Origin of the sequence: Roseovarius sp. B08, from assembly GCF_051417955.1 — a bacterium.
Classification (GTDB): Bacteria; Pseudomonadota; Alphaproteobacteria; order Rhodobacterales; family Rhodobacteraceae; genus Roseovarius.
This window is the reverse complement of record NZ_JBPRLW010000001.1, coordinates 702,967-724,282: the sequence shown is the minus strand read 5'-3', so window position 1 is coordinate 724,282 and position 21,316 is coordinate 702,967. Positions and strand designations below refer to the sequence as shown.

Genomic DNA, 21,316 nt, shown 5'->3' with positions numbered 1-21,316 from the left:
CCTTGGGGTTTGCCGTGCACATGCGGGGTTTGGCGCGCGCCGTCAAGCCTTGGGCAAACCCGATTGATCCCGGCCGATTGATCCCCCGGCCCATTCGTGCCACCAATTGGCCCCGCCATTCCGTTCAAGGGACCCCCGCCATGCTCGGCCAGATGCAGCACCGCCCGCTCAGGATCATCGATATCCTGATCTATGCCGCCGAAGCCTTCCCCGAACAGGGCCTCGTGTCCGTCCGCGACGAAGGCGACATTCACCGCGCCACATACCCCGAAACCCTGGCGCGCGTCGGCCAGTTGGCCCACGCGCTTGAGGCGCTCGGGCTGAAGACCGGCGACCGCATCGCCACGCTTGCCTGGAACGGATACCGCCATTTCGAGCTTTACTACGCCATCGCCGGCATCGGCGGGGTCTGCCACACGATCAACCCCCGCCTGCCGCCCGAGCAGATGCAGTATATCCTCGACCACGCGCAAGACAGCGCGATCTTCGTCGACATCAGTCTCGTGCCGCTGCTGGACAACGTCACCCTGCCCGAAGGCTGCCGCGTCATCGTCATGACCGACGCGGGCCACATGCCCGATGCCCCCGAGGGCGCGCATATCTACGAGGATCTCCTTGCCGATCAGCCCACGGGCTACGACTGGCCCACCCTGCCGGAGGACACCGCCGCCGGCCTCTGCTACACCTCCGGCACCACCGGCAACCCCAAGGGCGCGCTCTATTCCCATCGCTCTACCGTGCTGCACGCGCTGCTGGTCATCGCCGGGCACCCGCAAAGCCTGCGCCACGGGTCGCGCGTGCTGCCCGTGGTCCCGCTCTTTCACGTCAACGCCTGGGGCATGCCCTACACCGCGCCGCTGGCGGGCATGACCATGGTCATGCCGGGCCGCCATCTCGACGGGGCCAGCCTCTATGACCTGATGGACGCTGAACAGGTCTTTTCGGCCTGGGGCGTGCCCACCGTCTGGGCCGGCCTGCAACAGGAGATCGCCAAGCGTGGTACGCCGCCCAACGGCTTCAAGGACCTCGTGGTCGGAGGCTCCGCCGCCCCCCGCTCGATGATCGCCGCATTCGAGGAGATGGGCGTCAACGTCAACCAGGCCTGGGGCATGACCGAGATGAGCCCCATCGGCACTCGCGGCATCCTGCCCAGCCATCTCGACGACGCGCCCTTCGACGAACGCATCGACGCCAAGGTGGGCGCCGGGCGCCGCCTATTCGGCGTGGATTTCCGGCTCAAGGACGATGACGGCACCTTGATTCCTCACGACGGCAAAGCTCCCGGAGAGCTCTTCGTGCGCGGCAGCACCGTGATCTCGGGCTACTACAACAACGACCAAGCCACCGCCGACGCGATGGACGAAGACGGCTGGTTCGGCACCGGCGACGTCGCCACCCTCGACGGCAATGGCCGCCTCATCATCCGCGACCGCGCCAAGGACCTGGTGAAATCGGGCGGCGAATGGATCAGCTCCATCGACCTCGAAAACGCCGCCATCTCGCATCCCCTGATCGACACCTGTGCCGTCATCGCCGTCCCCCACCCCAAGTGGGACGAGCGCCCGGTGCTGGTCGTCGTCCCGGCGGGCGATGGAAAACCCACATTGAGCGACATTCATTCCCATCTCGAACCCTATTTCGCCAAGTGGCAGATGCCCGACGACATCCTCTTCACCGATGCCCTGCCACTGACCGCCACCGCCAAGGTTTCCAAGCTGACCCTGCGCAAGCAATTCTCCGATTACGTCCACCCCGACCTACGCGAGGACGGCGCGTGAGCCTCTCGCTCGACACCGCCGCGCTGGAGGATTGGGCCAGAACCCACCTGCCCGCCCTCGGCGGTCCGGTCACGGCCACCAAGTTCTCCGGCGGGCAATCCAACCCCACCTACATGCTCGACACGCCCACGGGCCGCTTCGTGCTGCGCCGCAAGCCCCCCGGCGTGCTGCTCAAATCCGCCCATGCCGTCGACCGCGAATACCGCGTGCAAAAGGCACTGGCGGACACCGACGTGCCGGTGCCCAAGATGCACGCCCTTTGCGAAGACGACAGCGTGATCGGCTCGGCCTTCTACATCATGGACCACGTCGAAGGCCGCAATTTCGACCAGCCGTCCCTGCCCGACATCGCGCCCAAAGACCGCAGCCCCCTCATCGACGCCATGAACCGCACCCTCGTGGCCATCCATTCCGTCGATCTCGACGGCACCGGCCTCGCCGACTATGGCCCCCCCGGCCACTATTGCGAACGCCAGACCGAACGCTGGACGAAACAATACCGCGCCACCGCGACCGAGGATATCGCCGAGATGGACGCCCTCATCGACTGGCTCTTCGCCAACATGCCCCCCGACGACGGCCAGCGCACGCTCGTCCACGGCGACTACCGCCTCGACAACCTGCTCTTTGCGCCCGACGCTCCCCGCGTCGCCGCCGTGCTGGACTGGGAGCTGTCGACCACCGGCCACCCCTATGCCGACCTCGCGGCGGTCATCATGCAATGGTCCATGCCCGCCACCACCGAGGGGCGCGGGCTGGAGGGGATCGACCGCGCCGCCCACGGCCTCTGGTCCGACCGGCAGTTCATCGACACCTATTGCGAAAGGCGCGGCCTCCCCGGCATCGAGGACTTTCACTTCTACCTTGCCTTCACCTATTTCCGCATGGCCGCCATCCTGCAGGGCGTCAAGAAACGCGCCCTTGATGGCAACGCCTCCGACCCCGACCGCGCCCTGAAACTGGGCGCCTACGTTCCCTTTTTCGCCCGTTCGGGCCTCCAGGCAGCAACAGGATGACACAGACCACAGATCCGACCACTTTCGAGACGCCCTCTCCGCTGTCCCAGACCTTCGGCTTTCGGCTGACCAAGTGGACCGAGGGGCACGCCCGCGTCGAGGCCCCGATCTCGCACAACATGACGAACCGCCAGGGCCTGCCCCATGGGGGCGTCTACGCCGCCCTTCTGGACACCGCGATGGGGTATTGCGGATGCTACACCGGCGACCCCGAAGTGAAGCAGAACGCTCTCACGCTGTCGATGACCGTGAATTACCTCGCCCGGGCCACCGGCACGCGGCTCATCTGCGAAGCGCATGTCACGGGCGGCGGCCGCTCCACTTTCTTCGCCAGGGGCGAGGTGCGCGACGACACCGGCACCCTCATCGCCGAGGCGACCGGCGTCTTCAAACTGCGCTCCCGGAAATAACCGTAGGGTGGGGTTCCACCCCACCGCGCCCCACTCGCACAAATGCCTCGCCAACGCGTAGGGTGGGTAAAACCCACGCGCCGGCACCCGGACCGAAGAAAGGCGTTCCACCCCCTTGACCTTCCAGTCACTGGAACCCTTATCTGCGTCCCATGACAACGCTCACCCTCGAACTTGACGGCATGTCCTGCGCCGGATGCGCAGGCCGGGCCGAGCGCGCCCTCACCGCCCTGCCGGGCGTGGGCAAGGCGTCGGTCAACTTCGCAACCGGCACCGCACAGGTGGACCCGGACGGCGCATCGCTCGAGACCATCACCGACGCGCTCGTCGCCGCCGGCTATCCCGCCCGCACCCAGCAAACCACCCTCTCCATCGACGGCATGCACTGCGCCTCCTGCGTGGGCCGGGTCGAGGACGGCCTGACCGCCACCCCTGGCGTCCTGACCGCCGCCGTGAACCTCGCCACCCAGACGGCGCAGGTCACCTATCTCTCGGGCACCACCACCCCCGCCGAGCTTGCCCGCATCGTTACGCAAACCGGCTATCCGACACGCCCCGCCGAGGATGACGCACCCGATCCCGCCGCCTCCCGCCGCGCGGCAGAGATCACCGATGCCCGCGATGCAACCCTGATCGCCGCCGTTCTGACGCTGCCTGTTTTCCTGGCAGAAATGGGCGGCCACCTCGTGCCCGTCTTTCACGAACGGCTGCACGCAACCATAGGCCAGACAAATCTCTGGACCCTGCAGTTTCTGCTCACCTCACTGGTCCTCGCCTGGCCCGGACGCCAGTTCCTGACCCTCGGGTTGCCCGCCCTCCTGCGCGGCGCGCCCGACATGAACAGCCTTGTCGCCTTGGGCACGCTCGCCGCATGGAGCTTCTCGACGGTGGCCCTCTTCGCCCCCGGCCTCCTGCCCCCCGGCACCGTAGCCGTCTATTTCGAGGCCGCCGCCGTGATCGTCACCCTCATCCTGCTGGGCCGCTGGATGGAGGCCCGCGCCCGCGGCCAGACCGGCGCCGCCATCCGCCGCCTGATCGGCCTGCAACCCGACACCGCCCGCGTGATCCGCAAGGGCGCGGCGCAGGAGATCCCCGTGGCCGAGGTCGCGGTCGGAGACACGCTGCAAATCCGTCCGGGCGCGCGCATTCCCGTCGACGGCACCGTCACCGACGGCACCTCCCACGTGGACGAATCCATGATCTCGGGCGAGCCCCTGCCGGTCTCCAAGGCCCAGGGTGACCCCCTCGTCGCCGGCACCATCAACAAAGAGGGCGCACTGACCATGACCGCCACCGGCGTGGGGCGCGACACGATGCTCGCCCGCATCGTCGCCATGGTGCAAGAGGCGCAGGGCGCCAAACTGCCGATCCAGGCGCTGGCCGACAAGGTCGTGCGCATCTTCGTGCCCGTGGTCATCGCCACCGCACTCGCGACCATCCTCGCCTGGCTCACCTTCGGCCCTGCGCCTGCGCTCGGCCTTGCCCTCGTGGCGGGCGTTTCGGTTCTGATCATCGCCTGCCCCTGCGCCATGGGCCTCGCCACGCCCACCTCGATCATGGTCGGCACCGGCCGCGCCGCCGAGCTTGGCGTGCTCTTCCGCAAGGGCGACGCGCTCCAGACCCTGGCCGAGGCCCGCGTCGTGGCCTTCGACAAGACCGGCACCCTCACGATGGGCCGCCCGACCCTCACCACGCTGCACCTCGCCGCCGGCTTCGAGCGCGCCGAAACCCTCGCCGCCATCGCCGCCGCCGAGGCACAGTCCGAACACCCCATCGCCCGCACCATCGAGACCGCGGCGCGCGATGAGGGGCTGACCCTGCCGCTGGTCAAGCACTTCTCCGCAATTCCCGGCCACGGCCTGTCGGCAACCGTCGGTGGCCAGGTCCTGCTGGCCGGCACCGCGCGCCTGATGCGCGACCACGGCGTCGACACCGCGCCCTTTGCCGACCGGCTGGACGAACTGACGGCCAATGGCGAAACCCCGGTCTTTGCCGCCATCGAGGGCCGCCTGGCGGCCCTGCTCGCCGTCTCCGACCCTGTCAAGGACACCGCACGCGACACCATCCGCGCCCTTCACGCCATGGGCCTTCAGACCGCCCTCGTCACCGGCGACACGCCGGCCACCGCCCACGCCGTCGCTGTCGCATTGGGCATCGACCATGTCGAGGCCGAGGTCCTGCCCGCCGACAAGCGCGACACCATCGCCCGCCTGCAGAAGGTCCACGGCCGGGTCGCCTTCGTCGGCGACGGCATCAACGACGCCCCGGCGCTGGCGCAGGCCGATACAGGTATCGCCATGGGCACCGGTACCGACATCGCGATCGAAAGTGCCGACGTGGTGCTTGTCTCCGGCAACCCCAAAAGCGTACTGACCGCCCTGCATGTCTCGCGCCGCACGCTGCGCAACATCCGGCAAAACCTCTTCTGGGCCTTTGCCTACAATGCCGCGCTCATTCCCGTGGCCGCCGGTGTGCTCTACCCTGTCACCGGCACGCTCCTGTCACCCATGCTCGCCGCCGGCGCCATGGCGCTCTCCTCGGTCTTCGTGCTGACCAACGCCCTGCGCCTGCGCCGCCTCTCGCCAGAGGGAACCTGATGAACATATCCCAAGTCGCCGACCGCACCGGCCTGCCGCCCAAGACCATCCGCTACTACGAAGAAATCGGCCTCATCACGCCCGATCGTGGCGCCAACGGCTATCGCAGCTTCTCGGATCAGCACCTGCACAAGCTGGCCTTCATCGGTCGCGCCCGCGCGCTGGGATTTTCCATCGAGGAGTGCCGCACCCTGCTGGCCCTCTACGAGGACGACACCCGCGCCAGCGCCGACGTCAAGGCCATCGCCCGCCAGCATCTCGAACATATCAACGAGAAAATCGAACAGCTGCAGTCCATGGCCGACACGCTCGGCCATCTCATCGACTGCTGCGCCGGCGACAACCGCCCAGACTGCCCGATCCTCAACGACCTCGCCCGCCACTGAGCGCCAGAATTTTCGTACGAAAATTCTTCCCCAAGATTATTCGTACGAATAATCTCTCGAACCTCCGCGCCGCTCTCCATTCCCCCCGCTCATCGTCGCATCCGCCCCGATATACCTGAACGGCAGGCGCGACGGCGCGCCTTGCGCCATGACGTGCTCCACGATCTCGCTCTCGGCATGGCCATGCAGGGTCAAATTGACCCCGGGCGCCGTCACCCGGACCTCCGTTATAACCGCTACACAACCGCCCTCGCGCCGCAGTTCCGTCACGGGCGGCTGCTTAAAAATCCGCTTTCGGTTGCGGGTCAGACCCTTCGCCCACGGCCCCGCATCACGCGATCTCGTATTTTATCGGCAGGCTCAGCGCACCGGTGTTCCCGCTGTCCGGCAGCCATTCCGGCGCGCCGTCATACGCCACCGTACGGAACGTCTGCCGCAATGCATCCAGCGCACAGCCCGTATCCGTCCGCGCCACGAAATGACCGATACAGTGATGCGCCCCTCCGCCGAACCCGAAATGCCGCTTGCGCCTCACCGTGATGTCGAACGCCGGATCCTCGCAGATCTCCGGGTCTCGGGCCGACGCATGGACCAGCAGGTTCAGCACCGTTCCCTTGGGGATCACCATCCCGTCCATTTCCACATCCTCGACGGCCTCACGGGTGGACCACGTCGTGGTGGGCCGTGCCCGGATGAACTCTTCCACCGCGTTGGGGATCAGGCTCTCGTCCTCGCGCAGCATCTGCCACTGCTCGGGGTTCTCGATGAACAGTGACAGGCCAAGCCCCAGCAAGGCCCGCGTCGTATCCACGCCGCCGAAGATGGAAATGACGATGGTGTTCAGCAGTTCCTCGTGCGTGCAGTCGCCGTTGCGGTCGAACTCCGCCACCATGCGGGCCACGTAGCTTTCGCTGTCCTCGCCGCGCCGCACCTTTGTCACCAGTTGGTCGGCCAACTGGAACAGCGTCTCGCAGGCCGCGTTGAACCGCTCCTGGTATTTCGGCGCCTCGATCCCCATCGCCAGCCCCAGGTCGGCGGCATTATGCGCCACCAGCGGCCACGCCTCGCGTTCCATGCCCAGCAGCGTCGTGATCGCCTGCCCCGCGAACGGCTCGCAGAACGCCGACTGGAACTCGCATGTGGTTTTCTCGCGCAGGTCCGCGCAAAGGTCCCGTGCGATCTCGTCGAACGCAGGGACCAGCGACAGCACGTAGTCCTCGCTCAGCGCCTGCACCGCCAGCGCCCGCAACTTCTGGTGCGAGTCCCCCTCGCGCCCGATCACGGAATCGCGCCAGAAATCCGCGAAAGCGCCTTCGATGCCCACCGTCTCCGGCCAGTTATGGCTGCCTTGTCGAAACCGCCGGTCGCGCAGGATCTTGCCCACCTGCCGGTACCGCAGCACCGCCAGGCCAAAGGGCGTCTCGGCGCACCAATGGGCCTCCCGCGCGGCGATGACTTCCGGCGCCCGGGTCGAGAACGTCGGGTCCTTAAGGTTCAGATACGGCAGGTTGCCCATGTGCGTCACTCTCCCGCGCCGCTGCGCGTCTCATAACTCCTGATTCATCGCGTCGGGTTTTCGCGCTCGCGCCTGGCAATATACGCCAGCAGCACCTCTTTCACCCCCTCGTCCAGCTTCGGCTCTTCATACTCGTTCAGCATCCTGCGCGCATGGGTCTTCCCCGAAGCACGATTTCTTTTGCGCGCATCGGCGCGGTCAGCGCCCCCCACGATCCTTGATCGGCAAGACGTCCAAATAGAAAGACTACCGCCGCCCACCCACCGGCGGATCGGCCCGGCTCGCGTCCCAGTCGGGCTCGAATCCCAGCACCTCGGTCGCGGGTGGCAAGGCCGGGTTGAACAGGACATTATGCGCCATCGTCGCCTGGTGCAGCAGGTTGTGCGGCGCCAGCCGCCAGACCTTGCAAGCCAGCTCGAACTCGTGACCGTAGGCATCAAAGCGCAACGTGGCATGCCCCGCCTCGTGCAGCGCCTTGGCGCCTTCGCTGCCCGGCGGGAAGGTCGCGGTCAGGATGTCGGAAAACTCCTTGGCCTTCTGATAATACGTCGCCGACAGGAACTGCAGCGCGTTCTGCCGCCGCTGCGCCGGGTCGTTGGTCTTGGCCGCCATATGCTGCAACTCCGGCGTCACCGAATACCCCGGCGCCTTGTTCAAAAGCGTGATCACAACGCCCATGGGCGCCTCATGCCCTTCGGGCGTCACCTCCGGCATGATCGCATCATCCGGTCGCCCGTCATTGTTGCGCATCGCCAGCTGCCGCACATGGCACTGCCACTTCAGGAACCCCAGCCGCAGCGGATTGTCGGAATAGCTTTGCCCCAGTTGGGCCGCTAAAGATGTCATGCCACGCTCCTCTCGGGGTCTGGCGTTTCCATGTCGAACTCCCGGTCGCTGGTCAGGCTCGGCACCCGACCGGCGGCCTTGTCCACGTCATCCAGGTCGATCTCCGCCTGCACCACGCCCGGCTCCGTACCGCCCTCGGCAAGCACCTCGCCCCACGGCCCGACAATCAGCGAATGGCCAAAGCATTCGCCCCCGCCCGGCACCGGCCCGATCGCACAGGGCGACACCACGAACCGCGTGGTCTCGATCGCCCTTGCCCGGTTCAGCACATGCCAATGCGCCTCGCCCGTCTTCCTGGTGAAGGCGGCGGGGCAGATCAGCATCTCCGCCCCCGCCTGCGCCAGCCCGCGCCACAGCATCGGAAACCGCAGGTCGTAACAGATCGTATGCCCGATCCGCCCGAACGGCGTGTCATGGATGACAGCCCGGCTGCCCGGCGCCACCCGCTCGCTTTCACGATAAACTTCCGTCTCGCTCAACTGAATGTCGAACATGTGGATCTTGTCATACCGCCCGGTGACCCTGCCGGACGCGTCCAGCATGATCCCGCGATTGATGATCCGCCCGTCCGGTCCGTCCACCGCGATGGAGCCGAGGTTCATCCACACCCCCGCCGCCCGCGCAAACGCCTGCGCGTCGCGCAGGAACGGATGCTCGCCTTCCGGGGCAGAGGGCGCCGCCACAGCCGCACCCTCCGTTTTCAGCCCGCCGCAATATTCCGGCAGGAAAAGAACCTGCGCGCCGTCTGCCACCGCCCTCTCGGCCAGGGGCCGCGCCTCCGCCCAAGCCGATGCGAAATCGGGCATGGGCCGTGTCTGCAGGCAGGCGATGCTGATCGGGCGCGTCATGTCTGGTCCTTTCAAAGTTCCTTCAGAACTTCATATAGGCCTTGCGCAGGTTCACCAAAGGGTGCCGGTCCGACATCTGGAACTTGATCAAGAGCTCCCGCGCGATCATGTCCCGGTCCTGCTGGTTGTCCGGCAGGTCGATAGAATCGGGCACCCGCACCCAGCCATTGTTGTTGCGGTCGAACACCGCCGGCGCGCCTTCCTCGTAGCCCATGTGCACGTCTTCCAGCCAGTTCAGGTCGTCCCAGCCCATTGTTTCCATGTACTTTTCCAGGAACGGCGTGATCCGGTCATAGTCCGGCACAAGGTTCACGTCATAGCGATAGCCGATATGCTGCCCGATTTCCTTTTCACGTTCCGAGCCAAGCCCGTCCTTGTCCTTCAGGAACTGGTCGACATCGGTAATCTGTGATCCGCGATACTGTGATCCAGCCATTGTTTTCCCTCCTTGTCGGGAGGTGGGGTGAAACCCCACCCTACGCGATATCCGTAGGGTGGGTTTCAAACCCACCGATTAGAAATGGTGATAATCCTCGACGCCAACCGTATGGCTGGTGCCCGCCAGCGGAACCCCCGCCATGGCCGAGGCCTCCATCGTCAGCGCGGCCAGGTCCTCGGGCTCCAGGCTGTGCAGGTAGGTCTTGCCGCACGCCCGTGCAAAGAGCTGCGCCTCGATGGTCAGCGTGTGCAGGAAGTTGTACACGCGTTCCGCCGCCTCGTCCGGGTCCAGCCGCTCGCGCAGCTTGGGATCCTGCGTCGCCACACCCACCGGGCAGCGGCCCGTGTGACAGTGATAGCAATAGCCCGGCTCGGCCCCGATTTCCTCGGGATAGTTGGCCTCGGGGATATCCTTGTTGCAGTTCAGCGCCATCATGGCCGAGTGGCCGATCGCGATGGCATCCGCGCCCAGCGCGATGGCCTTGGCCACGTCCGCGCCGTTCCGGATCCCGCCCGCGTAGACCAGGCTGATCTCGCCCCGCTTGCCAAGGCTGTCGATGGCCTTGCGCGCCTGACGGATCGCCGCCATGCCGGGCACGCCGGTATCCTCGGTCGCAAGGTGCGGGCCCGCGCCCGTGCCACCTTCCATCCCGTCGATATAGATGCTGTCCGGGTCGCACTTCACCGCCATCCGCACATCGTCGAACACGCGGGAGGCCCCCAGCTTCAGCTGGATCGGAATCTGCCAGTCGGTCGCCTCGCGGATCTCCTGGATCTTCAGCGCCAGGTCGTCCGGGCCCAGCCAGTCGGGGTGCCGCGCCGGCGAGCGTTGGTCAATGCCCGCAGGCAAACTGCGCATCTCCGCCACTTGGTCCGTCACCTTCTGACCCATCAGGTGCCCGCCAAGGCCAACTTTACAGCCCTGCCCGATGAAGAACTCGCAGCCATCGGCCAGAACAAGGTGGTTGGGGTTGAAGCCATAGCGCGACTGGATGCACTGATAGAACCACTTGGAGCTATAGCGCCGCTCGTCGGGGATCATGCCCCCCTCGCCCGAACAGGTCGCCGTGCCCGCCATCGTGGCCCCCCGCGCCAGCGCGGTCTTGGCCTCATACGAAAGCGCGCCGAACGACATGCCGGTGATATAGACCGGTATATCCAGCTCCAGCGGCACCTTGGCGCGCGGCCCGATCACGGTCTTGGTCTCGCATTTCTCGCGATAGCCTTCGATCACGAACCGCGTCAGCGTGCCGGGAAGGAAGGTCAGGTCATCCCAGTGCGGGATCTTCTTGAACAGCGAAAACCCCGCATCCGGTAGCGGCCAAGCTCGGACTTGATGTGGATGTCATCCATCACACGCGGCGGGAAGATGAAGCTGTCGCCGATGCGGTTCACATCGCGGTCCAGCTGTTTTTTCTGCGGCAGATCACCATCAGCCATGTTTGTCTCCTTCGTGCATGGTGAGGTGGGTTGCAAACCCACCCTACACGCCCGGCGTAGGGTGGGGTTTCACCCCACCATTACAAAATCAGTTTCTTCTCGGTCGGCTCGAGGTTGTCGTAGTTCCACAACATCTTGCCCGCGACGATCTTGGTGAAATGATCCACACCCTTGTCGGGCATCAGGCCGTATTGCGTCAGCTTCCGCGTCAGCCACTTCTTGTCCAGCTCGGTCAGCTCCGCCTCAACCGCGTCCACGCCCAGGCTCTTGATCTCTCCGCCCACGTAGATCGTGCCGTCATACATCGAGTCGCCCAGGTTCTTGCCCGCGTTGCCGCAAACCACCATCCGCCCCCGCTGCATCATGAAGCCCGACAGAGCGCCGGTATCGCCACCGACGATGATCGTGCCGCCCTTCTGGTCGATCCCCGTGCGCGAGCCCACCGAGCCGCGACACACAAGGTCACCGCCCCGGATGGCCGCGCCAAAGGTCGAGCCGGCATTCTTCTCGATCATGATCGTCCCGGACATCATGTTCTCGCCGCAGGACCAGCCCACGCGCCCGCTGATGCGCACGTTCGGCCCGTCGATCAGGCCGACGGCAAAATACCCGGTCGAACCTTCGATGATAAGGTTCAGCTTGCTCAGGATACCCACGCCAAGGCTGTGCATGCCCCGGGGGTTCTGCAACACGATCGTGCCATAGCCCTCGCGCATCAACGCGCGGATGTTCGAGTTCACTTCCGTCACGGTCTTGCCGTCACAGTCGATCTCGGTCCGCTTGTTGAAGTCGACATCAGGCGCCCACGGATAGGTGAACCGCTCCTCAGCATCCGGGTCGAACTCGACATACAGCGACTTGCCCGTCAGCTGTTCGGTCCGCATCCCCAGCGCGGTCACCCGCTCCTCCTGGGTCATCTTTTTCAGTTCTGCATCGCTTACGCTTGCCATACCCGGACCTCCTCATCGTAGGGATCTGTCGTGTCGATTTCCTGCGGCAGGATCGCGCGGATCGCCACCTCCTCGCTCGCCATGGCAATGAGGTCGTCGGATTCGTAAAGAACCAGCGGTTTCGCCGCCATCGTGTCCTTCGCCATGCCCAGCTGGTCCTTGGTGGCCACCAGGTAGGTGAACACCCCGTCGATCTCCTCGATCGACTTGCGCAGGGATTCCTCCAGCGTGATGCCGTTGGCCAGGTTATGCGCGGTATAGACCGCCAGCAGTTCGCTGTCGCAGTTCGACATGAACCGGTGGCCCTTGCGCTCCATCTCGCGGCGCATGATCCAGTAGTTGGTGATCTGGCCGTTATGCACCACGCTCACGTCGTTATAGGGAAACGCCCAGTAGGGGTGCGCCGACTTGATGTCGACATCCGATTCCGTGGCCATCCGCGTGTGCCCGATGGCGTGCGTGCCCTTGAAATCGTTCAGCCCATAGGCTTTCGAGACCACCGACGCATCGCCCAGGTCCTTGATCAGTTCCAGCCCGTTGCCCATCGACAGGATCTCGATCCCGTCGGTTTCCTCGATATGCTCGGCCATCTCGCCGACATTGTCGGCCCCGCTGAACACGTAGCGCAGCGCGTATTCCAGCGGCGCGTCCTTGGACTTGATCTTGGCGCCATGCTCTTCCATGACCTGCTCGACATAGGCGATCCGGTCCTCGATCACCTTGTGAACGCCGCGGCCCTTTTCCATGTCCTCGGCCTCGGCCACCTTCAGGCGCATGATGTAATCGCCCTCGGTCGGTTCACCGTATACCGCGTAACCGGTGCTGTCCGGCCCCCGGTGCTTGAGCGCCAGCAGCATCGAGGTCATCTCCGACCCCACGTCGCTGCTCTTGCCCTTGTAGATTAGTCCAGCAATTCCACACATCGCGAAACGCCTCCTCTGGGTTGCATAGTCGTTAGATCGGCGGCGGGCTCCTCAACCCGCCGCCAGACGCATGGGGTGCCTCAGGGCAGACACTCCATGTACGTGTCCTTGTCCCAATCCGTCACGGTGGACATGAACCGGGCGTATTCGTCGTGCTTGTACTCGTCGTAAAGCCGGTACATCTCGCCGGGCATCCCGCGCTGAACGACCTCATCGTTCTTCAAGAAGTCCAGCGCCTCGCCGAGCGACATCGGAAGCTTCTTGACCTGCTTGCCGGCCTCGATCGCGGCGTAGATGTTGCGCTCCTCGGGCGCGCCCGGGTCCAGCTTGTTGTCGATGCCGTCGTCCATCGCCGCCAGCAGGGTCGAGCCCATCAGGTACGGGTTCACCATGCTGTCGACCGAGCGGTACTCGAACCGCCCCGGCGCCGACACGCGCAGGCCGGTGGTGCGGTTCTGGAAGCCCCAGTCGGCAAAGACCGGCGCCCAGAATCCCGTGTCCCACAGCCGGCGATAGGAGTTCACCGTCGAACAGCCCACCGCGGTCAGCGCCTGCAGGTGATGCACCACGCCGCCGATCGCCTCCAGGCCCTCCTTGCCGGGCATCTGCGGGTCGTCGTCATCGGGCATGAACGTGTTCTCGCCGCCCTTGACGTACATGTAGTTCTCTTTCATGCCCGGCAGATCCTTGGGATCGTTGCCGCACTTGACGAACTCGTCCTCGCCGCCACGCCACAGGCTCATGTTGTGGTGGCAACCGCTCGCCGACACGCCCATGAACGGCTTGGTCATGAAGCAGGCGAAAATGCCGTTCTCGCGCGCGACCTGCGCACAGATCTGGCGATAGGTGGTCAGACGGTCCGCATTGCGCAGCACGTCGTCGAACATCCAGTTCAGTTCCAGCTGCCCGGGCGCGTCCTCGTGGTCGCCCTGGATCATGTCCAGGCCCATCTGCCGCGCATAGCGGATCACCTGCATGGAGACAGGCCGCAGGCTCTCGAACTGGTCGATGTGATAGCAGTAGGGCTTGGAGAAGCCGTCGCGCGGCTTGCCGTTCTCATCGAACTTCAGCCACATCATTTCCGGCTCGGTCCCGATCCGCAGGCTCCGGCCATGCTTCTTCTTGAAGTCCTCGTGCATCCGCCGCAGGTTGCCGCGGCAATCCGAGGTCAGAAAGCCGCCCGGATTTTCCTTTTCCTCGCGGTTGCGGAACAGCGTGCAGTAGAACCGGCCGATCGTCGGCGCCCACGGCAACTGCATGAAGGTTTCCGGCTCGGGGATGCCCACCAGCTCGGCCGCTTCCGGCCCATAGCCCAGGTAGTCGCCCGCGCGGTTGGTAAACAGGTTCACGGTGGCGCCATAGACCAGCTGAAAGCCCTTCTTCGCGACGGTTTCCCAGTGATCGGCAGGAATGCCCTTGCCCATGATCTTGCCGGTCACCGACACGAATTGAAGATAAAGGTACTCGATGCCCTTCGCATCGATCATCTTGCGGACTTCTTTGATTTTCTCGTCGCGCCCGGGGGCCTCGACAAATTTCTCAAGATCCATTTCAGCCACGGTTTAGCTCCCTGATGTTGTGCCGCCTTGCTTCGGTCTGGGACCAAGAAGCGGCTGGTATTTTAGGTGGCATGGGCAGGCATCGCGATACCGCCCAGCCCCTTCACGATTCCGAGGCTCAATCCAAAAGTCAACCGAATTTGATCCAAACATGCAGATTTCGCTGGAAATGGCCGCTATATGGTATATAATTGGTCCAATTAACGGAGGAATCACAGTGGGTGACGCACAAAGAATGGGCGCGGCCGATATCGCCGGCCTCATCCGGCGCGAAATTTCCAAGGGCACGCTGCAACAGCATGACCGCCTGCCGCCCGAACGGGTCCTGGCCGATACCTACGGCGCCGCTCGCGGCACCGTGCGCAAGGCGCTCATGCAGTTGGAATCCGAAGGTTTTGTCGAGATCCGGCCGGGCAGCGGCACCTATGTTCTGCACAAGACCGAGACGGCGGCGGCCAGCGCCATCGACAATGCCACGCCGCTGGAATTGATGGATGCCCGATTCGCGCTCGAGCCGCACAGCTGCCGCCTGTCGGTCCTGCACGGCCGCCACGCCGATTTCGACCGGATGGAGGCCCTGTGCGAGCAGATGGAGGCCAGTCTCGACGACCCCGCCGCGTTCTCCGAGGCCGACACGCTGTTTCACCGGGCCATCGCCGACAGCACCCGAAATGGCCTCCTGGTCTGGATCCTCACCCAGATCGGCAGCGTCCGCGGCCAGGATGACTGGACCCGGATGCGCCGCCTGACGCTGGATGAGCCGACGATCACCACCTACAACACCCAGCACCGCCAGATCCTCGACGCCCTGCGCGCCCGCGAACCCGAACGCGCCGCGACCATCATGAAGGAACACCTGGAAACCGCCCGCCTGTCGCTCACGCGCGCATCGGAAACCTGACACCCCGTCCCGGGCCTGACCCGGGACCTCACGCTGCAAAAGCCCATCGCCAACCGCGTAGGGTGGGTGAAAACCCACCTTTGGTGGATGAAAACCCACCTTTGGTGGGTAAAACCCACGCGCCGCAACGCCCGCTACTTCTTGTAAAGCCGCGCCATCTCGTCCTCGAAATACCGGTCGAATTCCTCCGGCGGCAACCACCCTACCGGCGCATCCTCCAGCTTCTGCCCCAGGAACAGCTTCACCGCCGCCACCGCGTGCCAGCTCTGGCTGCCCGCCGCGTGATAGGGCCGCATCGGCACATAGGTCCCATCCTTCAAAAGCAAATGCGGACGGTCGATCCCGCTGTCCGTGCCTTGCGCGCCCACCGTGCCGATCACGGCGGTTTCGACGTCACTCAACCGCCATTCCCATTCCTCGGCACCCTTGCGGTCCGTCACCGTCAGATGCACCCGGTCCGCCGCCCGGTCGAAGACCAGCACGGACCGCATCTTGCTGCGCTTCCAGTAGACCACCATCACGACGATCAGCACCGCTCCCGGCAACAGCAATTCGGGAAAGCCCTCCCACGCCATGAAGAGGCTCATGCCCGCCACGAACACGCCGGCCAGCGTCAACCCCAGCTTCTTGTCCGCCTGCTCATCGACCAGGGTCAGGGTGGTATCGGTCTTGTCCTCGATCCGCATCCACCGACGATGCCCCGCGCCCCGGAGTCCGTCAATACTACGTTGGGTGGGTGAAAACCCACACGTCCCACCGCACGCCGCATTAACACCCCGGCCTGCCGACGTCTCCACCGCCGCGATACCACCCGGATACCGACGCGGGTACCGACGTCCGAAATCAGCAAAACAAGGCCGTTAACCTTTTCATTCGCGCCAGTCGAAGAACCCCGGCCCCGCGCGCTCCAGCAGCCCCCGCGCCAGCGCTTCGCCCAGCTTCGCCCCGTCCTCGACCGGCGCCTCGCCCTCGTCGCTGATGCTCTCGCTGCCATCGGGCCGCAGCACCTCTCCGCGCAGCCGGATCGTGTCGCCCTGCAACTCCGCCAGCCCGGCAATCGGCGTCTCGCAGGACCCGTCCAGCGTCGCCAGAAAGGCCCGCTCCGCCGCCAGCCGCTTGCCCGTCTCGACGTCATGGATCGCCGCCAGCATCTCGGCCGCGCGGCAGTCATCCGCCCGCCGCTCGATCCCGATCGCGCCCTGCGCCACGGCGGGCAGCATGTCGCCCGTGTCCACCGCGCCCACCGCCACCTCGGGCTGTCCCAGCCGGTTCAGCCCGGCCATGGCCAGAAAGGTGCATTCCGCCACGCCATCATCCAGTTTCTTCAATCTTGTCTGTACGTTACCGCGAAACTCCACGACCTCCAGATGCGGGAACTTCACCAGCACCTGCGCCTTGCGCCGCAGGCTCGACGTGCCCACCTTGGCGCCCTCGGGCAGACCCGCCAGCCCCTCATAGCGCGGCGACACGAACGCATCGCGCACGTCCTCGCGCGGCAGGTACGTGTCCAGCATCAGTCCCTCGGGCTGCAACACCGGCATGTCCTTCATCGAGTGCACCGCGATGTCGATCTCGCCCGACAGCATCGCCTCCTCGATCTCGCGGGTGAACAGACCCTTGCCGCCGATCTCCTTCAGCGGTCGGTCGATCACCCGGTCGCCCGTGGTCTTGATCACCACGATCTGGAACGCCTCGTGCGGCAGGTCAAAGGCGTCGGCCAGACGGTCGCGCGTCTCGTTCGCCTGCGCCAGCGCAAGCGGGGAACCTCGTGTACCGATCTTCAACGGCGCGGCGGGGGTGGGCATGGTCACTGTCATGCAGACGGTCTAGACGTGTAAATCTGGGCTGACAAGTTTTGGTTGACTTTCCAAGGCTCAAAGCGGACCAAACCACCAAAAGGGAGACCGCACATGGCGCCAAAGAAAACCATTCTCAAGGCCCTCGCAGGCGAGACGCAGGCAACGCCGCCGATCTGGATGATGCGCCAGGCCGGGCGCTATTTGCCCGAGTATCGCGCCACGCGCGAACAGGCCGGGGATTTCCTGTCGCTGTGCTACAACCCCGATCTGGCCACCGAGGTCACGCTGCAACCCATCCGCCGCTACGGCTTTGACGGGGCAATCCTTTTCGCCGATATCCTGCTGGTCCCGCAGGCGCTCGGCGCCGACCTGTGGTTCGTCACCGGAGAGGGCCCGCGCCTGTCGACCATCACCCAGCAAGCCGATTTCGACAGGCTCGGCCCCGCCGACGAGGTGCACGAGACGCTCAACCCGATCTACCAGACCGTCCGCAATCTCTCCGGCGCCCTGCCCCCCGAGACCACGCTCATCGGCTTTGCCGGCGCCCCCTGGACCGTCGCTACCTACATGATCGCCGGCCGCGGCACGCCCGACCAGGGCCCCGCCCACGCGCTCAAATCCGAAAACCGCCCACTCTTCGACGCGCTGATGGAACGCATCACCGAAGCCACCATCCACTACCTCTCGGCCCAGATCGACGCCGGCGCCGAGGCGGTCAAGGTCTTCGACAGCTGGGCCGGCTCCCTCAAGGGCCAGGATTTCGAAGATTTCGCGGTGGCGCCGACCCGCCGCATCATCTCGGCGCTCAAGGAAAAACACCCCGGCATCCCCGTCATCGCCTTTCCCCGCGAAGCCGGCGACGGCTATATCGGCTTCCACGAAAAGACCGGCGCAGACTGCGTCGCCATCGACAATTCCGTGAGCCCCGACTGGGCCGCCGAACACGTGCAAAAGGACGGCTGCGTGCAGGGCAACCTCGCCTCGTCCCACATGGTCACCGGCGGCGACGATCTGGTGCGCGTGACGCGCGCCGTGGTCGAGGCGTTCCGCGGCGGCCCGCACATTTTCAACCTCGGCCACGGCATCACCCCGGATGCCGACCCCGACAACGTGCAACTGATGATCGACACGGTGCGCAGCACCTGACCTCAGGGACGTTTTCTTGGAAAGAAAACGCCCCGAAATCTTTTCAAGATTTCGCCCCACCTGTCCGAAAGCGACCAAAAAACATGTCGCGTCCCGGCGGGCCGCCCCGTCGCGCCTCCGTCAAGCTGGCTTGAGGGAGGCCTGCCGGATGAACATCCATCACCGCGACACGCGCAAGATCGACCCCACCCGTGGCCCCGTTCTGGGCGACAACACCCCCAACGACGCCGACCGGATCGAGATCGGACCCACCCAGCTGGCGTTCCGCGAATGGGAAGCCGCAGGCCTGCAGCTCCCCGACCTGCAAGCCATGCGCCGCTACCGCTGGGAGCGTCTGACCCGCTTCATCCAGGACCGCGACTATGCCGGGCTGCTGGTCTTCGATCCGCTCAACATCCCCGAACTCACGCAGCGCCATGTCGACGGCGCTCACCGCACCCTTTGGCCCCTTGCCCGAACCCGCCCGCCGGATGCGCTCGGGCCCGCTCTGGCCTTCCAGGGTCACGACCCCGTCCAGCAAATGCCCCCCGAACCCGTGGCTGGTTTCCTCTTCCGGCACGATCGTCGCGGTCGCGGTCACCCGGCGCACCGTGACCTCCCGGCACTTCAGCCGCGTCAGATGCTCCGACACCCTTTGCGCGACCTCGCGCTCCAGGGCCGTGCCGCCGCCGTTTGCCACCGCGGGTCCGGTTGTCTCGGAGGCACCGTCGGTCTCCGGCGCCTCCGGATCGACCGCGCCGCCAGGCTGCGACGTCATGAACGTTTCGCTCAGCGCGAACAACCCCACGCCCCCGCACCCAAGGGCAAGGACCAGGATGACCGACTTGGCGATCAGGAAATCGCTGGACATTCCGGCGTCTATCACCTTCCAACCATGCCGCCACCATGGCACAGCCCAAGGGGAGGCGGCAACAAAACAGGGGCTCTGCCTCCCATATTGCTCTGCCCACGCCGCGGACAGCCTCACATTCCCGAGACGACCGTGAAACACACCTTACGCTTCGGCCCGGAACCGCCATCTTGAAAGCAACCGAGAGGATTTCCGATGCCAAGCGAACGTTTCACATTCAAGGGCCATGACGGGCATGATCTGGCCGCCCGGCTCGACCTGCCCGAGGGGCCGCACCTGGCCACCGCGCTCTTTGCCCATTGCTTCACCTGCTCCAAGGACATCCCGGCCGCACGCCGCATCGCGGCAAGGCTGATGGGCGCGGGCATCGCCGTGCTGCGGTTCGATTTCACCGGGCTGGGCCACTCCAAAGGCGAGTTCGAAAACACGTCGTTCACCTCGAACATCGAGGATCTGGTCCTGGCCGCCGACGCCCTGGCCGTCCGCGGCATGCCCCCCAGCCTGCTGATCGGCCACTCTCTCGGCGGTGCCGCCGTGCTGGCCGCCGCGTCGCGCATCTTCAGCGCCCGCGCGGTCGCCACCATAGCCGCGCCTTTCGACCCGGGCCATGTCACCCACAATTTCGGTGGCGCGCTAGACCGGATCGCCGCCGACGGCTCGGCCGAGGTCGAACTGGGCGGTCGCCGCATCCGCATCGGCCAGAAATTCGTCGAGGATGTCCGCGCCGAGAAACTCGCCCCCCGCATCGCCAGTCTCAAGCGCGCGCTTCTCGTGCTGCACGCCCCGCGTGACGAAACTGTCGGCATCGACAACGCGACCGAAATTTTCAGGGCCGCGAAACATCCCAAGAGCTTCGTCACCCTCGACAGCGCGAACCACCTGGTCACCGACCCCGGTGATGCCGAGTACGCCGCCGGCGTGATCGCCGCCTGGGCGCAGCGTTATCTCGACCTAAAGCATCCCGCGCCGCCCCCGGCGCGCCCGAAGGCGTCGTGCGTGTGTGCGAGGTGGATCCCGACGGGTTCCTGCAAGACGTCCACGCCGGCCCGCGCCACCATGTCCGCGCCGACGAACCCGAAGCGTATGGCGGCACCGACCGCGGCATGAGCCCCTATGGCTTTCTCGCCTCGGGCCTGGGTGCCTGCACGTCAATGACCATCCGGATGTATGCCCGTCGCAAGGGCTGGCCGCTCGAGCACGTCTCGGTCGACGTCACCCACGACAAGGTCCATGCCCAGGATGCCGACTGCACCAGCCCCGCCAAGATCGACAGTTTCATTCGCACCATCCGTCTCAAGGGCGCGCTTAGCGACGACCAGCGCCAGCGCCTGCTGGAGATTGCCGACAAGTGCCCCGTGCACCGGACGCTGGAACAGACGTCCAGGATCGAGACCCGGCTGGCCGCGCCCGAGACCCCGGCTCAGCCCGAACGCGCGTAATGCTCCACCATCGCCGTCAGGTCGTCGGGCGGCGTATCGGCGCTGACGAAGGCCCGTGCATTGGCGCACAGCCCGAAAACCGACCCGTCCGCAAAGAACGACGTACTCGAGACGAACAGGATCGGCACACCGGGAAACCGTGCCTCGGCCGCGTCTGCAATGGCAAAGGCGCTGCTGCGCGTCAGGATCAGGTTCAGCACCACGACGTCACAGCGGGTTTCGCTCAGCGCATCCAGTGCGCCCTGCTGGTCATGCTCCAACCGCACGAACATACCGTGCCGTTCCAGGTGCCGCTGCCACACCCGGCCCAGCGCCGCATCGCTTTCCACGATCAGCACACGCAGTCGTCGCTTCGCCACCCTTCGGTCTTCTTCGGTCGTTCCGTTCGCACATGTGATCCGATCTCTGCACGACCAAAGGTTAACAAAAGGTTAATTTCAACCGGCCTCGCAAGTTGCCGGGCCTTGGAACCGG

Annotated in this window: 20 protein-coding genes and 2 pseudogenes; 9 read left to right on the top strand and 13 right to left on the bottom strand. The window is 65.4% G+C overall.

All coding sequences use genetic code 11. From position 1 onward, the window contains the following. The first annotated feature begins 140 nt into the window (after positions 1-140). The 5 genes from ACSQ76_RS03640 (at position 141) to cueR (ending at position 6,187) form a co-directional block, all read left to right on the top strand. Positions 141-1,778, top strand: a complete 1,638-nt coding sequence (locus tag ACSQ76_RS03640) for a long-chain fatty acid--CoA ligase (protein ID WP_437155500.1) — start codon at positions 141-143, stop codon at positions 1,776-1,778. After that, positions 1,775-2,794, top strand: coding sequence for a phosphotransferase family protein (locus ACSQ76_RS03635; protein ID WP_437155499.1), 1,020 nt, complete (start codon positions 1,775-1,777; stop codon positions 2,792-2,794). Before ACSQ76_RS03640 ends, ACSQ76_RS03635 begins: the two co-directional genes overlap by 4 nt. Next, entirely contained in the window at positions 2,791-3,204 is a 414-nt protein-coding gene (locus tag ACSQ76_RS03630) for a PaaI family thioesterase (RefSeq protein ID WP_437155498.1), read from the top strand. The genes ACSQ76_RS03635 and ACSQ76_RS03630 overlap by 4 nt, the downstream gene beginning before the upstream one ends. 152 nt (positions 3,205-3,356) lie before the next feature. Continuing rightward, positions 3,357-5,801, top strand: a complete 2,445-nt coding sequence (locus ACSQ76_RS03625; protein ID WP_437155497.1) for a heavy metal translocating P-type ATPase — start codon at positions 3,357-3,359, stop codon at positions 5,799-5,801. After that, on the top strand, positions 5,801-6,187 hold the full coding sequence (cueR, locus tag ACSQ76_RS03620; RefSeq protein ID WP_437155496.1) for a Cu(I)-responsive transcriptional regulator: 387 nt from the start codon (positions 5,801-5,803) through the stop codon (positions 6,185-6,187). Before ACSQ76_RS03625 ends, cueR begins: the two co-directional genes overlap by 1 nt. A gap of 331 nt (positions 6,188-6,518) precedes the next feature. Here cueR and ACSQ76_RS03615 read toward each other — a convergent pair whose 3' ends face one another. The 10 genes from ACSQ76_RS03615 to ACSQ76_RS03570 form a co-directional block, all read right to left on the bottom strand. After that, on the bottom strand, positions 6,519-7,703 hold the full coding sequence (locus ACSQ76_RS03615; protein ID WP_437155495.1) for a cytochrome P450: 1,185 nt from the start codon (positions 7,701-7,703) through the stop codon (positions 6,519-6,521). Between the two features lie 44 nt (positions 7,704-7,747). Then, a complete protein-coding gene (locus tag ACSQ76_RS03610) occupies positions 7,748-8,053 on the bottom strand; it encodes a trimethylamine methyltransferase family protein (RefSeq protein WP_437155494.1) in 306 nt (101 codons plus the stop codon). Further along, positions 7,950-8,549, bottom strand: a complete 600-nt coding sequence (locus tag ACSQ76_RS03605; RefSeq protein WP_437155493.1) for a hypothetical protein — start codon at positions 8,547-8,549, stop codon at positions 7,950-7,952. Before ACSQ76_RS03605 ends, ACSQ76_RS03610 begins: the two co-directional genes overlap by 104 nt. Further along, positions 8,546-9,397, bottom strand: a complete 852-nt coding sequence (locus tag ACSQ76_RS03600) for a carbon-nitrogen hydrolase family protein (protein WP_437155492.1) — start codon at positions 9,395-9,397, stop codon at positions 8,546-8,548. The genes ACSQ76_RS03605 and ACSQ76_RS03600 overlap by 4 nt, the downstream gene beginning before the upstream one ends. 22 nt (positions 9,398-9,419) lie before the next feature. After that, positions 9,420-9,833, bottom strand: coding sequence for a hypothetical protein (locus ACSQ76_RS03595; RefSeq protein ID WP_306128475.1), 414 nt, complete (start codon positions 9,831-9,833; stop codon positions 9,420-9,422). Between the two features lie 78 nt (positions 9,834-9,911). Continuing rightward, positions 9,912-11,069 (bottom strand): FMN-binding glutamate synthase family protein, encoded by a 1,158-nt coding sequence (locus ACSQ76_RS03590; protein ID WP_437155491.1) that lies wholly within the window; start codon positions 11,067-11,069, stop codon positions 9,912-9,914. Between the two features lie 29 nt (positions 11,070-11,098). Next, entirely contained in the window at positions 11,099-11,275 is a 177-nt protein-coding gene (locus ACSQ76_RS03585; RefSeq protein WP_437155490.1) for a hypothetical protein, read from the bottom strand. Between the two features lie 80 nt (positions 11,276-11,355). Further along, positions 11,356-12,225 carry a GXGXG motif-containing protein gene (locus tag ACSQ76_RS03580; RefSeq protein ID WP_437155489.1) on the bottom strand — a complete coding sequence of 290 codons (870 nt, stop codon included), beginning with the start codon at positions 12,223-12,225 and terminating at the stop codon, positions 11,356-11,358. Continuing rightward, entirely contained in the window at positions 12,213-13,148 is a 936-nt protein-coding gene (locus ACSQ76_RS03575) for a glutamine amidotransferase (protein ID WP_437155488.1), read from the bottom strand. Before ACSQ76_RS03575 ends, ACSQ76_RS03580 begins: the two co-directional genes overlap by 13 nt. Before the next feature lie 80 nt (positions 13,149-13,228). After that, the gene (locus ACSQ76_RS03570) at positions 13,229-14,698 is read right to left on the bottom strand and encodes a glutamine synthetase family protein (protein ID WP_306128625.1); all 1,470 of its coding nucleotides are present in this window, start codon (positions 14,696-14,698) and stop codon (positions 13,229-13,231) included. Between the two features lie 226 nt (positions 14,699-14,924). Between ACSQ76_RS03570 and ACSQ76_RS03565 the strand changes: the two genes are divergently transcribed. After that, on the top strand, positions 14,925-15,608 hold the full coding sequence (locus ACSQ76_RS03565; RefSeq protein ID WP_437155487.1) for a FadR/GntR family transcriptional regulator: 684 nt from the start codon (positions 14,925-14,927) through the stop codon (positions 15,606-15,608). Between the two features lie 134 nt (positions 15,609-15,742). On the opposite strand, the gene ACSQ76_RS03560 is transcribed toward ACSQ76_RS03565, so the two are convergent. Next, positions 15,743-16,294 carry a hypothetical protein gene (locus ACSQ76_RS03560; protein ID WP_437155486.1) on the bottom strand — a complete coding sequence of 184 codons (552 nt, stop codon included), beginning with the start codon at positions 16,292-16,294 and terminating at the stop codon, positions 15,743-15,745. Positions 16,295-16,477: 183 nt separating this feature from the next. After that, positions 16,478-17,425, bottom strand: coding sequence for a hydroxymethylbilane synthase (gene hemC, locus ACSQ76_RS03555; protein WP_437155485.1), 948 nt, complete (start codon positions 17,423-17,425; stop codon positions 16,478-16,480). Positions 17,426-17,518: 93 nt separating this feature from the next. On the opposite strand from hemC, the gene hemE reads away from it, so the two are divergent. From hemE to ACSQ76_RS03540, 3 genes and pseudogenes are all read left to right on the top strand, one after another. Beyond that, positions 17,519-18,553: a uroporphyrinogen decarboxylase gene (gene hemE, locus ACSQ76_RS03550; RefSeq protein ID WP_437155484.1), complete on the top strand. Its 1,035-nt coding sequence runs from the start codon at positions 17,519-17,521 to the stop codon at positions 18,551-18,553. 148 nt (positions 18,554-18,701) lie between these two features. Further along, positions 18,702-18,998, top strand: a pseudogene (locus ACSQ76_RS03545) (aminopeptidase P family protein); the annotation flags it as partial. A gap of 600 nt (positions 18,999-19,598) precedes the next feature. Next, a pseudogene (locus tag ACSQ76_RS03540) lies at positions 19,599-20,842 on the top strand (bifunctional alpha/beta hydrolase/OsmC family protein). On the opposite strand, the gene ACSQ76_RS03535 reads toward ACSQ76_RS03540, so the two are convergent. Next, positions 20,824-21,201: a response regulator gene (locus ACSQ76_RS03535; protein WP_306128485.1), complete on the bottom strand. Its 378-nt coding sequence runs from the start codon at positions 21,199-21,201 to the stop codon at positions 20,824-20,826. The pseudogene ACSQ76_RS03540 and the gene ACSQ76_RS03535 sit on opposite strands and share 19 nt — an antisense overlap. Positions 21,202-21,316: the final 115 nt, after the last annotated feature.